Source organism: Bacillus cereus group sp. BfR-BA-01381 (genome assembly GCF_022663555.1).
Classification (GTDB): Bacteria; Bacillota; Bacilli; order Bacillales; family Bacillaceae_G; genus Bacillus_A; species Bacillus_A pacificus.
Genome location: NZ_JAKUFR010000047.1, coordinates 23925 through 37587 on the forward strand (window position 1 = coordinate 23925; position 13663 = coordinate 37587).

Genomic DNA, 13663 nt, shown 5'->3' on the forward strand with positions numbered 1-13663 from the left:
TTAAGGATAATATACATTTTAATGGAACTACTTATATTAAATCTAACCCTTCGATAACCTTACCAATAATCCCTTCCATTTGATGAACACCTAAGTCAGCGTTCGTCATTATAATAGCGCCATTCCCTCGGTATGGGTAGCTTACCATCATACATTGAAATCCAACGCCCCATCCAAGTGAATATATTTGTAAGTCTTCGTTAGAATCATCTAGAAAAACACCTAGTCCAGTCCATTTTGAGCAACCTTGAGGAGAAATCATATCTTGAACTGTTTTTTGAGAAAGTTTTAGTTTACCCTTTCCTTGTAAGGAATGAATAATTTCAATTAATAAAGTTGATAAGTCAGTTGGTGTTGTCCAAATACCTGAAGCAGCTGTGAATGGATAAAATGGATACTTCTCATTTGTAACGGTGCCATCTTTATTATGTCCGCAAGCAAAAGCATCGGTTTTATCTATGTCTTCAGGAGAGAAGATTGTACTATTCTTCATTTGCAGTGGTTGAAATATATATTCTTCTAGTAAAAGGTTAAATGATTTTCCAGTTATATCTTCAAGTAGTAGTTCGATAATACAAAAGTTTGCATCAGAGTAGTGAAATTCACTTTCCGGTTTATAAGTTATTTCTATCGGTACGGAGCAATAGGATGTTTTACCGGCAAGGAGTTTAGACATGCTTGGTTGCCCTTGAGCTAGTGTATAATGTTCAAAGCTATTAGGAGGATCAATGATTCCAGATTGGTGACTTAATAAATTTCGCAACGTGACTTTTTTCTGTGAGGTAAATAGATTGGTAGGAATATTCCAAGATGTGAGTCTATCATTTACGTCTTCATCTAAATGCACAATTTCTTGTTCTAATAACGTTAGTACGAGCATTGTAGTGATGAATTTACTAATTGAGCAAGAATTGAATATAGAATTCGTAGTGACAGTTTTATTTGTTCCAGTTTCAAGTGTTCCGAATACAGTTGTTTCATCTAGTTTACCATCACGTATAACGGCAAGGCTTAAACCTGCAACGGAATATTGGTTCATTTTCTCGTATATATTGCTACTTTTTAAGTTCATAGTGACTCCTTTCTTAAAAAGACAGAATGTTAGTTCTATTATACAGTAGTAAATGGGGAGAAAAAGAAAAAACTTCATCTTTTATCGATGAAGTTTTTTCGTTAATTTGAAGTGAATGTTTTAAAAAATTTGTCTCGGTACATGTACATAAGCCATGAGGTTGTTAGTAAGGAAATAATGATTTGTTTGTTTTGAATTGGCGCTTTGAAAACAAGCCAGCCAACGATATCAAATAATACATGTAGTGCAATTGAAAGAACTACAAATTGTAGTAGCGTATTTAAAAATCTTTTCATAAAGTGTCCCCCTGAAATAAAAGGTTTATCAACAATGTTGTATAATACTATTATACATTAAATGTTTATCATGGTAAAATTTACATAAGTTAGTGAAATAAAACAAATGAAAGCTAATGAGGAGGGATAGTCATGGAGTTTTGGATGATCATACCGATAGCGATCTTTGGGTTTATTTATATCGTTGAAAAATTAAATAAAATCGAAAAGAAAACGGATGCGCGTTTAAAGAGGATGGAAGATAGACTACAGTTAATTACGAAAGAAATGGGAATTATAGATAGAGAACCTGAAATTAATAAAGAATTACGTCAGCTTATGGAAGAAGGAAAAACAGTTACAGCAGTTAAGAGAGTAAGAGAGGCTTTTGGGTTTTCTTTACTAGAAGCGAAGCAATATGTTGATAAATTATAAAAAGATCATCCATTTGGGTGATCTTTTTTCAATGCACCATACGTGTGTTTACATAAGCAGCGATGATAACGTGGCCAATTATAATGATAGGAACTAAGATTTTGACATTAGGAGTAGAGAAGACACTACCAATTGTGGCGATAACACCGGCAGTTAAATTATAAAGACCAACTATTTTTGATAATTTATCTTTTTCTGGTACACGGCGTTCATTGAATCCTGATAAGAGCCAAGTGTATTGTTTTACTCCGATGAAATAAGCTAGTGCAAATGAAATGATTGCTAGTATGAATAATGATGGGGAAGCGAAGAGAGTCATTGAAAACACCTCCGTTAAAGGACTATAAATAAAGTATAGTATGAATGTTATAATTTAACAAAATATATTATTGATTTTAAGTGTAAGAGAAAAACGGAGAAGGGAGATTAAGTATGAATATTGTGGACTTCCAGAGATATGTATCAAATTTCAGTGAAGAAAAAGGATTTCAAGATACAACAATTGAAGAGCGTACAATGTATGCAATGGCGGAATTAGGGGAATTAGCGGAAGTTATATTAAAGCGCGATAAAATACAAGATGCAAAAAGAGAAATCGGTTTAGAAATGTTTGATGTAATTTGGAATGTATGTGATTTAGCAAACAAGTTAGAAATTGATTTGGAGAAGGCGTTTGAAGAAAAAATGATGATAAATAAAAAACGTGAATGGTAAAAGGGAAGTTAAAAAGCGCACAAAATTTTGTGCGCTTTTTATTAATCGTATGAAAAATATGTAAGAAAAGATGGAACAAACATTTGAGATAAATTGTCTATTATAGGTAATAACTATTTCGTTTGAAAGAAAGGGTGGAGAAAATGAAAAAGAATACATTATTAAAAGTAGGGGTATGTGTTAGTTTACTAGGAACAACTCAATTTGTTAGTACAATTTCTTCTGTGAAAGCGGAACAAAAGCTAGAGCAAAAAGTAATAAAAAACGAGACAGGAACTATTTCAATTTCTCAGTTAAACAAAAATGTATGGGTTCATACGGAGTTAGGTTATTTTAACGGGGAAGCAGTTCCTTCGAACGGCCTAGTTCTTACTACTTCTAAAGGGTTAGTACTTGTCGATTCTTCTTGGGATGATAAGTTAACGAAGGAATTAATAGAGATGGTAGAAAAGAAATTTAAGAAGCGCGTAACGGATGTTATTATTACACATGCGCACGCTGATCGAATTGGTGGAATAAAAACGTTGAAAGAAAGAGGTATTAAAGCGCATAGTACAGCGTTAACTGCGGAATTAGCAAAGAAAAATGGATATGAGGAACCACTTGGAGACTTACAAAGCATTACAAATTTGAAGTTTGGAAATATGAAAGTAGAAACATTTTATCCAGGGAAGGGACATACAGAAGATAATATTGTCGTATGGTTACCACAATACAACATGTTAGTTGGAGGCTGTTTAGTGAAATCTGCGTCCGCGAAAGATTTAGGAAACGTTGCAGATGCCTATGTAAATGAATGGTCTATATCGATTGAGAATGTGCTGAAGCGATATGGAAACATCAATTCAGTAGTGCCTGGTCATGGGGGAGTAGGGGATAGAGATTTACTTCTACATACATTGGATTTGTTGAAATAAAAAAAGCGAGGAGAAACAAATTTCTCCTCGTTTTATTCTAACTATATTTAAATGCGAAGCCTGCATATGTTACTGAGATTTTAATTCCAAGTATACAAATACCAGTACCGTCATAATTGCAATAACAACGTAAGTAGCATCAAGCATTATAAGTGTTTTTAAAGTTTCAGTCATCCTCATTCACCCCTGGTATAAAAATATAACATAATCTCTTATCAATTAAATCAGAGATTATAAAGATAACAATGTACATGAAATTTATTAAGTAGATTCTATATAAATATAGCATATAAATAATGTAAACAATGTTAAGATAATGTAAATGTATTGTAAAGAAAGGGGCGGTTCATCATGTCTGTAAATCTATTCATTTGTAAATGCTATGTATCTCTCGTGTGCCGGATAGAACACAGTAAATTCATTTTGACAAATCAATCACGATGGTAGCTGTTACTACATTTTCCTCTAATACTTCTACCTGTACTTGTTCATCGTTTCTCCAATTGATATTAAAGTTATCTGTCGTATACATTTCCTTAAGAGTGACCTCTTTATATTTTTCTAAAATGCTACCTCTTTTCCCATAATAGATTCTTACAGTGGAACTGGGACTTGGTCCTTTTGATTTTATTGTTTCTCTAAGCTCGATAATATTTATTAAATTTGGAGATTCACTTTTTTGAAAGGTAAAGGAACTAACCACTTTTTGTACCTTCTTAAAAACAGGACCATTGGATTTATTTGATACATTAAATTCCACAACTTCAGGTACGGATTCTTTTCCTCGTAGTGTTATCGTTACTTCATAATCGTTTTTCCAATCTACGAAAACGTTTGAGGAATCGAGACGTTCTCCCTCATTTGCAATACTTATGTCAAAATGTTCCCATAAGCCGTATTTAATTCTGACGGGAGAGGAACCATGAGAAGAGTCTGAATCTATTTTCACTACTTTAATCGTATTTTTATTATTTGGAGAATGACTTTTTTTAAGTGTAATGTCCTGTAAATACAAAATGTAAGACAAACAGCCTACTACTAAAATAATTGGAATTACAATACGTAAGGCAGTAATTGGACGACCTCGTGTCCTTTTTTTCTTAGTGCTTTTACTATTTTGTTCAAGGTCTTTTTCAATACTCGTTTGAACTATTACTTTTGGCGGGCGAATAAGCCACCAAACGAAAGCTATAAGTAGTAAGAAAAGAGGTATTCCTTGAATAAAGAAAAATCCTTTCCAGAAATCTAGTCTCGTACTATACGGAGAATCTGTCGCCATCACTCCTATAAAAAATGCTACTGGACTTGCAAGTATATTTATCCCTAAAGCGATCAATACGAATGAAAGATTTTTATTTCTAATTTTTCGTGACCCGGCCATAATAAACAGAAATACTGCAATACCGAGTATAAGAAACAGTATTTCGTAATAAAACATCATATATACCATCATATTGTCCCTCCATAACTTTAATTGTACCATCAGTAAGGAAAAATTTGTGAAATGTTAGATGAATAGGATATTTGTATTCCTTAAAAGTGCACCGATATATGATGCAAATAAATCATGTGCAAGTATGAATGTCAGGATACAGTAAGAATATTATGTTAACAATAGGAACTGTCACAAATTCTTATATATTATTGTGATTGATATCATATCCTTTTTTCTCAAGAAACATTCGGTTTGAAATTGATTACAAATGCAGCGGAAGATATGCAAATGATGTTATCGTAACAAAAGGATAATCTGTCTTATTAAGAAGAAGAGCTAACCTATAGTGCCCCAATACAAAAATGTAGAATTTTTGTATTGGGGTATTTTCTTTTCTTGGCGGGGTAGGTAATAGTTGATTTTAGAAAAATATAAAAATCGAGTTGACATTTACAACTACTCAGTCATACAATGTAGTTGTAATAGGTGATACTGAGTAGTGTTGTTTCTCAAAATATTTTCAGTAGACAATAGGTAATTGCGGATTTTAGAAAAAATTTGAAAATTAGTTGACATCTATCGCTACTTAGTCATACAATGTAGAAGTAGTAAGTGATACTAAATAGTATGAATTCAAAAAAACTACTCAGTAAAAAATTCGCCTTAGTACTCTGTGATACTGAATATAAGTCAGACAGAATAGGGGGTAAAGGAGGATCAGAATATGGAAAATTTAACTGAAATGCTGAAAGGTTCACTGGAAGGGTGTGTGCTGGAAATCATTAGCCGCCGTGAAACGTATGGCTATGAGATTACTCGCCACCTGAATGATCTTGGGTTTACCGAAGTCGTAGAAGGGACGGTTTATACAATCCTTGTACGATTGGAAAAGAAAAAGCTTGTGAATATTGAAAAGAAACCATCAGATATGGGACCGCCTCGTAAGTTTTATTCATTAAATGAAGCTGGACGTCAGGAACTTGAATTGTTTTGGAAAAAATGGGATTTTGTATCGTCAAAAATTAACGTCTTGAAGTCAAACTAGCTTCATAATATAAAATGTTCCGGCTCATATTTGGAGAGTTTCTTGTCTGCTTTATAAAAAAGGAGGAAAATAAGATGTTGGAAATGTTCAAAAAATTAATTGGTGATAAAAAAGAGTACAAAATGATGATGGCACGTGTTGCAGCATTGCCAGAGGACTATCAGTTTGTGTTTAAGAAGATTCAAAACTACATGTGGAATTTTTCAGCCGGTAACGGGATGGATATGCTGCACATACAGTATGAATTAATCGATTTGTTTGAAGCCGGTGCAGCGGAAGGCAGACAAGTGCTAGACATTACTGGGCAAGATGTGGCATCCTTTGCTGATGAACTAGTGGCAAACGCTAAAACGTATGTCTCTAAGTATCGTGAAGATTTAAATGAAAGTATTATGAAGAAATTGAGAAAAAAATAAATGCAATAAGTAATACCGACTGATTAGCTGGTTATAAATGTGAACTACCGCCATCGCTATTCAGTTATATTTTTAAACCACTACTAAGTAATACAGGTTATCAGTGATACTAAATAGAGGGTGAAGGTAATCAATTTTTATAAGGGGGAAAAGTATGAGCAATGCAGCGATTTCTGTAAAAGGGTTAAAAAAAGCTTTTAGAGATAAAGAAGTCTTAAAGGGAGTGGATTTTGAGGTGCAGCGTGGAGAAATTTTCGCGCTGCTAGGCTCAAATGGAGCGGGAAAGACGACAATGGTCAACATCCTTTCGACGCTACTGAAACAAGATGGCGGTGAAGGAAGTATTTGCGGATTTGATATTAAGCGCCAACCAGATCATGTTCGTCAAAGTATCAGTTTGACAGGACAGTTCGCAGCTTTAGACGGCATGTTAACTGGGAGAGAAAACTTAGTAATGATTGCTAGGTTACGTGGTGTTTCCAATCCTGCTCAAGTTGCTGACAATTTGCTTGACAGATTTAGCCTGACAGATGCGGCCAACCAAAGGGCAGATCAGTATTCAGGCGGGATGAAGCGCCGGCTTGATATCGCGATGAGTTTGATCGGGGCGCCAGCAGTTATTTTTCTTGACGAACCAACGACTGGGCTTGATCCGGAAGCTCGGATTGAAGTTTGGGATACGGTGAAGGAACTTGCTGGTAGCGGCACAACGATCTTGCTCACAACTCAATACTTGGAGGAAGCAGAACAACTGGCGGACCGTATCGCGATCTTGCATGGTGGAAAAATTATTACGACAGGTACTCTTACTGAACTGAAAGAGATGTTCCCACCAGCTAAAGTGGAGTATATCGAGAAGCAGCCGACATTGGAAGAAATTTTCCTTGCGATTATCGGTAAAAAGGGGGAGATGTAAATGAAAAGCAAAACAGGGGTATTACTAGGGCGCTTAATGTGTAATATTATGCGTAGTCCGGATACAATTATTACAGTAGCGATTACACCGATTATGATGATGCTATTATTTGTCTACGTGTTTGGCGGCGCAATAAAGACAGGAACGGATAACTACGTTAATTATTTATTGCCGGGAATTTTGCTAATGGCTATCGCATCCGGTGTAGCTTACACTTCCGTGCGACTATTTACGGATGTAAAGAGTGGGCTGATGGCACGTTTTATTACGATGCCTATTAAGCGCTCATCGATATTGTGGGCACACGTTTTAACCTCTCTTGTTGCTAATGTGCTTACTATCGTGGTGGTTATTCTTGTTGCACTCTTAATGGGCTTTCGTTCCAGTGCGAATATGCTAGATTGGCTTGCAGTAGCTGGGATACTAGGAATGTTTACGTTAGCACTAACATGGCTAGCTATCATTCCAGGGCTGAAAGCGAAGTCTATGGAAGGGGCGACAGCATATTCGTACCCACTCGTTTTTCTTCCGTTTATTAGTTCGGCCTTCGTACCTACTGAAACGATGCCAAAAATTGTTCGTGCGTTTGCAGAGAATCAGCCTGTCACTTCAATCGTGAATGCGATTCGTGCCCTTTTATATGAAGGGACTGTTGGCAACGATATATGGATTGCACTCACTTGGTGCGTAGCTATCATGATCATTTCTTACTTTTTCGCTAGTAAAGCATTTAAACGTCAGTTAGGGTAAGTGAAATAAATCATCCGAAATCATATATATTTTTGAAAAAGCACGGGAAGATTTTCCGTGCTTTAATACTATATGTATACTTCGCTTAATTGTAGTAGTTTTAAAGTAAATAGGAGAATAAAAAATTGAATACACATGCCTTGAAGTATGGTACGTAACGCTTCACAAAAATAACTTAAAAATAAACGGAATATTCTATATAAAAATAGAGGTTAAAGATGTTATATTTATACTTATAAGGTATATAATGTATAACCTAATTGTTTAGGGGATGGAAAAGGGAGAGATTCAAATGAAATGGTATTTATATGCTCTCAAAAACTATGCGAAATTTAGTGGGAGAGCAACGAGAAAGGAGTACTGGATTTTTACTTTAGTTAATAAGGTTACGTTTTGGTCATTAATATATTTTGCCTCATATTCTCCGTCTGTCTTCTATTTAAGAGCGAATATTACTTTGCTATATATAGCAATTTTTATCGTTCCTACTCTGGCAGTGGAAGCTCGTCGATTACATGATAGTGGAAAAACAGGATGGTGGCAGCTATTAAATTTGGTGCCATTTGGAGGAGCGGTTCTACTTGTGTTTTGTATCATTGAAAGTGACGAAGGTGAGAATAAGTATGGACCAAATCCACATTCAAATCTTAAACAAGCAATTTAATGTATGTATAGTAATTTCTAATATAAAAAGGTGTGAACTAAAAGCTAGTTCACACCTTTTTTGTTGTATTATTCAAAGAAGCCTTGTTAAGAAGTGATTAGTTAAACTCAATATTTTAAGGTTTAACTAGTCACTTCTTATGGAGTATATAAGCATAACCGCTCTTGTAAATCTTTTAATACTTCTTCAGGCATTTCCCTAATTGTAATATCTTTACCTAGGAAAAGCAGCCAATTTGTCATCTCTGTCACTTCATCGGAATTGTGAACATCGATAAATGTTTTTAAAATAGCTGTAGATTGGTAAGGATTTGTATAAGATATTGAAACTTTGAAAGGGTGGTACTTTTTGAACTGTGCAATTGCTTTCGGACCAAGTTCAAATACAAGGTTAATTGCTTCGTCCTTCTTACTCAGTCTTTCTAAAATCTGTTTCTTATGTAACCTCTTTTTGGGCGTGTACGGTTCGATATTGATGAGGTCATCGACAGGAAACATCAGCTTCTTTTTTTCTTTTAAGTCAAATCCTTCAATCATCCAATAGCTTTTTTCTTTATAAAGGTGTAATAGGTAAATTGGATAAGACTTGATTTCTTCTTTGACAGTAATCAATAAATGTCTATCCAAAAGAAGGATTTGAATGAGTTTTTCTAACATAGGGTGAGGAAGGTCAGAAAGCTCAAGTAGATCAGGGTTATGAGGATTAGTCCCTTCAAAAAGCAAAAGTTGATTTAAAAGAACAAGGTCATCTTGCTGGGTTTCTGAAATGAGTCCTAGTAGCTTTTCGGCTAAAGATTGACGACTCTTGAGATAGGGAAGTTGTTGATTTCTTGTAGCCATAAAGGCAATAAAAAGAGCTTTCACTTCGTTATCAGTAAAGCGAACAACGGGTAGGATAGAATTATGCATGACAAAATATCCACCAGACCTCCCAACTTCAGCGACAAGTGGCATGCCCATAGCTTCTATTTCTCTAATGTCTCTAATAGCTGTTGATCGTGATATGTTAAATTCTCGTATGATTTCTGAAATTGTAAAGTGGGAGCGGTTGTTGATATACCGCATAATTGTATTAATCCGTTCAACTTTTTTCATTTTGGTCTCCTAAACAGTATCATTTTTTGACATGGTTTAAAGGTATTATAAACGTATCAGATGAAAAGATAAATCGTTTGATTAATAAAAAAAGAGGAAGGTTTTGAATATGAAAAATTATACGATTGAAGAAAAAGATAGCTTTATTGTGCTAGGTATTGGAACTGAAATTAAAAGTGACTATACAGACTTTGTGGGAATAAATAAAGAAAAGGAAGACTTTTGGTCGGCCGTTAAAGAAGATGGAAGACTGGATACTTTAAAAGCTTTAGCTACAAATGAATACATTTTTTCTGTGAGCGAAGCGGTGAATAACAAGATGATGTATTATGCTGGTGTTATGACAGAAGCACAAATAGAAGAAGAGTCTAGAGTGATCCAGTTTCCTAAGGGAGAATACTTAGTGGTGAAAGGTGAAGACAAAACGGCTGAAGAGCTAAGCAATAAGCTGACTGGCATCGCCTTTGGTCAAGCTTTACCAGATGCAAAAGATTTTGCCTATGTTGGTGGGCCAAATACAACGGTTGAGATGGGGAAAAGAAACGGTTTAGTGTTTGGTGAAATGTGGATTCCGGTTGTTAGGAAGTAAAGGGTACGAATATGAAAAGTAGAGGCTAACAATTTTGCATTGTTGGCCTTTTTGATGTCCATATTATTTTAATTACTTTTTTAATAATATAACTTAATAATTTTTAATATACGTTATGTATAACAGATATTTATCTTATGAAATAAGGGGGATATTATGACTGAGACAAACGAATCTTCAGGAGGCAATTTGAAAAAAGATGTGAAATTTTCTATTATAATTCCTGCACATAATGAAGAAAAATACATTGGAAAATGTTTAGATTCAATTGTAAAGGCATCAGAGGTATATAAAGGACAAACAGAAATTATAGTTGTTTTAAATCGTTGCACCGATAAAACAGAGGAAATAGCAAAATCTTATCATTGTATTACATTAAAAAATAATGATAAAAACTTATCTAAAATTCGAAATGCAGGGGCTGAAATAGCTAGTGGAGAAATAATCGTTACTATAGACGCTGATACCATAATGACAGAGTCTATGTTGTCTAATGTAGATATATATTTAGCTTCAGGTAAATACATTGGTGGTGGGGTAAATGGGAAGTTTGAAAGAATATCTTTAGGAATATTTCTGTCCGCAATGTTAATAATAATCCCCTTACTTTTTAAGTACGGAGCTATATCTGTAGGGATTTTTTGGTGCTATAAAAAAGATTTCATGGCAATTAACGGATTTAATGAAAACATGCTGATGGCAGAAGATGCAGATTTTGCGAAACGGTTAAAAGAATGGGGAAAGCGAAATAATAAGAAATTCGGTACCATTAAAAATGGAATGATAACTTCATGCAGGAGATTTGATACATATGGAGACTGGGCTTTACTTAAAAATCCAAAAGTAATCTTAGCTTATCTAAAAGGAAATGATAGAAAATATGCAGATAAGACATATTATGATAATCAAGAAAGGTAACGCTTGAGAAAAGCGATAGGAAATAGTGAGAACAGCTGATTGTCTAATATATAATGAGAGCACAACTTAATTTAATAGATACTACAAAAAAACATCAATTTGATTAGTTCTTCTTCAAATTAATGTTTTTTATTTTTGAAATAAATATCTATTTTTTATAAAAAATATTTTTTGACCCCCATAAAACGATGTATTCCTCCGAATATATATAGTGGAAAAATAAGATAGAAGAAAAATGATTATGAAAGAATATTGAAGTATTAATAAAAATTACTAGATTAAGTTGAGCATCCAAAATTAAAGGATGAAATTACCAATGATATAGAGAAGAGTTATTTAAGGATTGCCTATAAAATAGAAAAAGAATAAGCAAAACGAACGGTAGAAAATAAGAAAGTACCTTAAAATATAGGATTAACTTTAGTACTGAGAGAAAACGTTGGGGAAAGTTAGACTTGAAAAATATAACCAACAGCAAGAAGAAAAGACCAAAGAAAAGTACTACCAAAATGTGGTTAAATGGTCGCTTGTTTAGTGACCATTTTTCTATTTAAAGCAGAAGGAGGCTGAGAGATCACCAGTGTTAAGTTTAGTAATGAAGATCTTAAGAAAACCGAAAATAGAAGATATCGTATGTAACATACAAAACAACGGAGAAGATAAGGAAGCCTTTATCGTTCAGTATCAGCCGTTTATTAGAAAATCAATTTCGTCTGTCTGCCGCCGATATATTACAGAACAGGATGATGAATATAGTATTGGATTGTTTGCGTTTAACGAAGCAATTGAACAGTATTCATATAAAAAAGGGAAATCTTTTCTAGCGTTTGCTGATCTTCTTATAAAAAGAGATGTAATTGACTATATACGCAAGGAGTCTAGGCATAACCGTGTCTTTTTAAAAGAAGATGAGCAAGAGAAAATGTTAGAAATGCAAGTATCGCTTACGGAGTATATGAAAGAGATGGACAATAGTAACCGTAAGGAGGAAATTCTTCATTTTCAAAGTGTGTTAGCTGAGTTTAAAATCACATTTTCAGAGCTTGCGAAAGAATCTCCTAAGCATCGTGACACCCGAGAGCACTTAATAGAAATTGTAAAGATGATTATAAAGGAAGAGGAAATGATGGAGGAGCTGTTCCGAAAGAAAAAGTTACCGCTTAAACGTATTGAACCACGTGTGAGGGTAAGTCGTAAAACGTTGGAAAGACATAGAAAATACATTATTGCAATGTGTATTATTTTTGCAAACAACTATACATATATTCTTGATTACATAAGAGGAGAAAAGCATGATGAATAAAGGAATTGTGATGGATATAAAAAAGCGTAGCGTAGTTGTTTTAACACCAAATGGAGAGTTTATTACGTGTAAAAGAAAAGGAGATTCTTGCATGATTGGAGAGGAAATCTCGTTTGAAGAACAAGAACAAAGAGCATCTCGTTTTTCAATCCCTTATTTCTTAAAACCGGCATCATTACTTGCTGCTTGTTTTCTATGTGGGCTGTTATTTTTCTACAATCAACCAGAAGAAAAGGTGTTTGCTTACGTCTCAGTTGATATAAATCCAAGTTTAGAGGCGAGCGTTACGAAGGATCTTCGTGTTATAGATTTGCGGGCTTGTAATGATGACGGAAGGCGTATTTTAAAAGAAATGAAACGGTGGGAAAATAAGCATCTGCAAGATGTGATACGCACTATTATAAAGCAAAGTCAAGAGGATAAATATTTAACGAATGATAAGCAAGTTATGCTAACAGCTATTGCAAAGGACAAGTCGTTAGAACCACAGTTGGAAAAGGCTATGCTGGAATTAAAGAAAGAATATGAGTTCAAACATATTACAGTCGAATATCAAAGCAGTACGATGCAAATACGGGAGGATGCCAAGAAAGCAGGAGTTGGAACGGGTGTTTATATAAAACAAGAAAATGAGAAGAAAAAGTTGCTTACCCCACCTGCACCGCCGTCTCATCAAGAACAGCAAAAGTCATCTTCTGATGTATCATCGGACGCATCTCCTGTAAAAGAAGAAAGCAACGAGAAGGGAGAGTATATAGAACAACAGCAATCTAAGGCACAACAACCGAAGCAAATAAAAGAAAATAATAGAAATCAACAGGAGAACAACGGAAGAGAATTGCAGCAAGGAAACAACGGAAGAGGATCGCAAGGGAATACTGGGCACCAGCAAGAGAACAATGGAAGAGAGTCCCAAGGAAATAATGGGCACCAGCAAGAGAACAACGGAAGAGGGTCCCAAGGAAATAATGGGAATCAGGAAGGAAACAACGGAAGAGGGTCCCAAGGAAATAATGGGAATCAGGAAGGAAACAACGGAAGAGGATCGCAAGGGAATAATGGGAATCAGCAAGAGAATAATGGAAGAGGTTCTCAAGGGAATAGTGGACATAAGCAAGAA

General features: G+C 34.7%; 17 protein-coding genes. 12 read left to right on the top strand and 5 right to left on the bottom strand.

The features are described 5' to 3' along the window. Positions 1-31: 31 nt before the first annotated feature. Both MR079_RS16850 and MR079_RS16855 read right to left on the bottom strand, forming a co-directional pair. On the bottom strand, positions 32-1072 hold the full coding sequence (locus tag MR079_RS16850; RefSeq protein ID WP_139866218.1) for a serine hydrolase domain-containing protein: 1041 nt from the start codon (positions 1070-1072) through the stop codon (positions 32-34). 101 nt (positions 1073-1173) lie between these two features. Continuing rightward, the gene (locus tag MR079_RS16855; protein WP_049113605.1) at positions 1174-1368 is read right to left on the bottom strand and encodes a hypothetical protein; all 195 of its coding nucleotides are present in this window, start codon (positions 1366-1368) and stop codon (positions 1174-1176) included. Between the two features lie 132 nt (positions 1369-1500). Here MR079_RS16855 and MR079_RS16860 point away from each other — a divergent pair, with 132 nt between their 5' ends. Beyond that, complete coding sequence (locus tag MR079_RS16860) at positions 1501-1782, top strand: hypothetical protein (protein ID WP_000397699.1); 282 nt, start codon at positions 1501-1503, stop codon at positions 1780-1782. Positions 1783-1810: 28 nt separating this feature from the next. Here the strand turns inward: MR079_RS16860 and MR079_RS16865 are convergent, their stop codons facing one another. Then, positions 1811-2101, bottom strand: coding sequence for a DUF3784 domain-containing protein (locus tag MR079_RS16865; RefSeq protein ID WP_139866216.1), 291 nt, complete (start codon positions 2099-2101; stop codon positions 1811-1813). 113 nt (positions 2102-2214) lie between these two features. On the opposite strand from MR079_RS16865, the gene MR079_RS16870 reads away from it, so the two are divergent. Beyond that, a complete protein-coding gene (locus tag MR079_RS16870) occupies positions 2215-2496 on the top strand; it encodes a MazG nucleotide pyrophosphohydrolase domain-containing protein (protein ID WP_242294330.1) in 282 nt (93 codons plus the stop codon). Positions 2497-2639: 143 nt separating this feature from the next. Then, the gene (gene bla2, locus MR079_RS16875; protein WP_242294331.1) at positions 2640-3413 is read left to right on the top strand and encodes a BcII family subclass B1 metallo-beta-lactamase; all 774 of its coding nucleotides are present in this window, start codon (positions 2640-2642) and stop codon (positions 3411-3413) included. A 418-nt stretch (positions 3414-3831) separates the two neighbouring features. Here the strand turns inward: bla2 and MR079_RS16880 are convergent, their stop codons facing one another. Beyond that, complete coding sequence (locus MR079_RS16880) at positions 3832-4863, bottom strand: MFS transporter (protein ID WP_242294338.1); 1032 nt, start codon at positions 4861-4863, stop codon at positions 3832-3834. A gap of 709 nt (positions 4864-5572) precedes the next feature. Here MR079_RS16880 and MR079_RS16885 point away from each other — a divergent pair. From MR079_RS16885 to MR079_RS16905, 5 genes are all read left to right on the top strand, one after another. Beyond that, entirely contained in the window at positions 5573-5893 is a 321-nt protein-coding gene (locus MR079_RS16885) for a PadR family transcriptional regulator (RefSeq protein ID WP_000429483.1), read from the top strand. 74 nt (positions 5894-5967) lie between these two features. Beyond that, a complete protein-coding gene (locus MR079_RS16890) occupies positions 5968-6309 on the top strand; it encodes a DUF1048 domain-containing protein (RefSeq protein WP_242294332.1) in 342 nt (113 codons plus the stop codon). A gap of 154 nt (positions 6310-6463) precedes the next feature. Beyond that, a complete protein-coding gene (locus MR079_RS16895; RefSeq protein WP_139866213.1) occupies positions 6464-7225 on the top strand; it encodes an ABC transporter ATP-binding protein in 762 nt (253 codons plus the stop codon). Beyond that, on the top strand, positions 7226-7975 hold the full coding sequence (locus MR079_RS16900) for an ABC transporter permease (RefSeq protein WP_242294333.1): 750 nt from the start codon (positions 7226-7228) through the stop codon (positions 7973-7975). It begins immediately after the preceding gene. 292 nt (positions 7976-8267) lie between these two features. Continuing rightward, positions 8268-8639 (top strand): DUF805 domain-containing protein, encoded by a 372-nt coding sequence (locus MR079_RS16905; protein ID WP_097908020.1) that lies wholly within the window; start codon positions 8268-8270, stop codon positions 8637-8639. 137 nt (positions 8640-8776) lie between these two features. On the opposite strand, the gene MR079_RS16910 is transcribed toward MR079_RS16905, so the two are convergent. Continuing rightward, positions 8777-9733: a helix-turn-helix transcriptional regulator gene (locus MR079_RS16910; protein ID WP_139866211.1), complete on the bottom strand. Its 957-nt coding sequence runs from the start codon at positions 9731-9733 to the stop codon at positions 8777-8779. Between the two features lie 109 nt (positions 9734-9842). On the opposite strand from MR079_RS16910, the gene MR079_RS16915 reads away from it, so the two are divergent. The 4 genes from MR079_RS16915 to MR079_RS16930 all read left to right on the top strand — a co-directional run. After that, positions 9843-10322 (top strand): GyrI-like domain-containing protein, encoded by a 480-nt coding sequence (locus MR079_RS16915; RefSeq protein ID WP_000801031.1) that lies wholly within the window; start codon positions 9843-9845, stop codon positions 10320-10322. Between the two features lie 156 nt (positions 10323-10478). Continuing rightward, positions 10479-11240 carry a glycosyltransferase family 2 protein gene (locus MR079_RS16920; RefSeq protein ID WP_242294334.1) on the top strand — a complete coding sequence of 254 codons (762 nt, stop codon included), beginning with the start codon at positions 10479-10481 and terminating at the stop codon, positions 11238-11240. A 580-nt stretch (positions 11241-11820) separates the two neighbouring features. Further along, a complete protein-coding gene (sigI, locus tag MR079_RS16925; protein ID WP_242294335.1) occupies positions 11821-12543 on the top strand; it encodes an RNA polymerase sigma factor SigI in 723 nt (240 codons plus the stop codon). Beyond that, the coding region (locus MR079_RS16930) for an anti-sigma factor domain-containing protein (protein ID WP_277933103.1) at positions 12536-13663 on the top strand (1128 nt) is incomplete at its 3' end. The genes sigI and MR079_RS16930, both read left to right, overlap by 8 nt.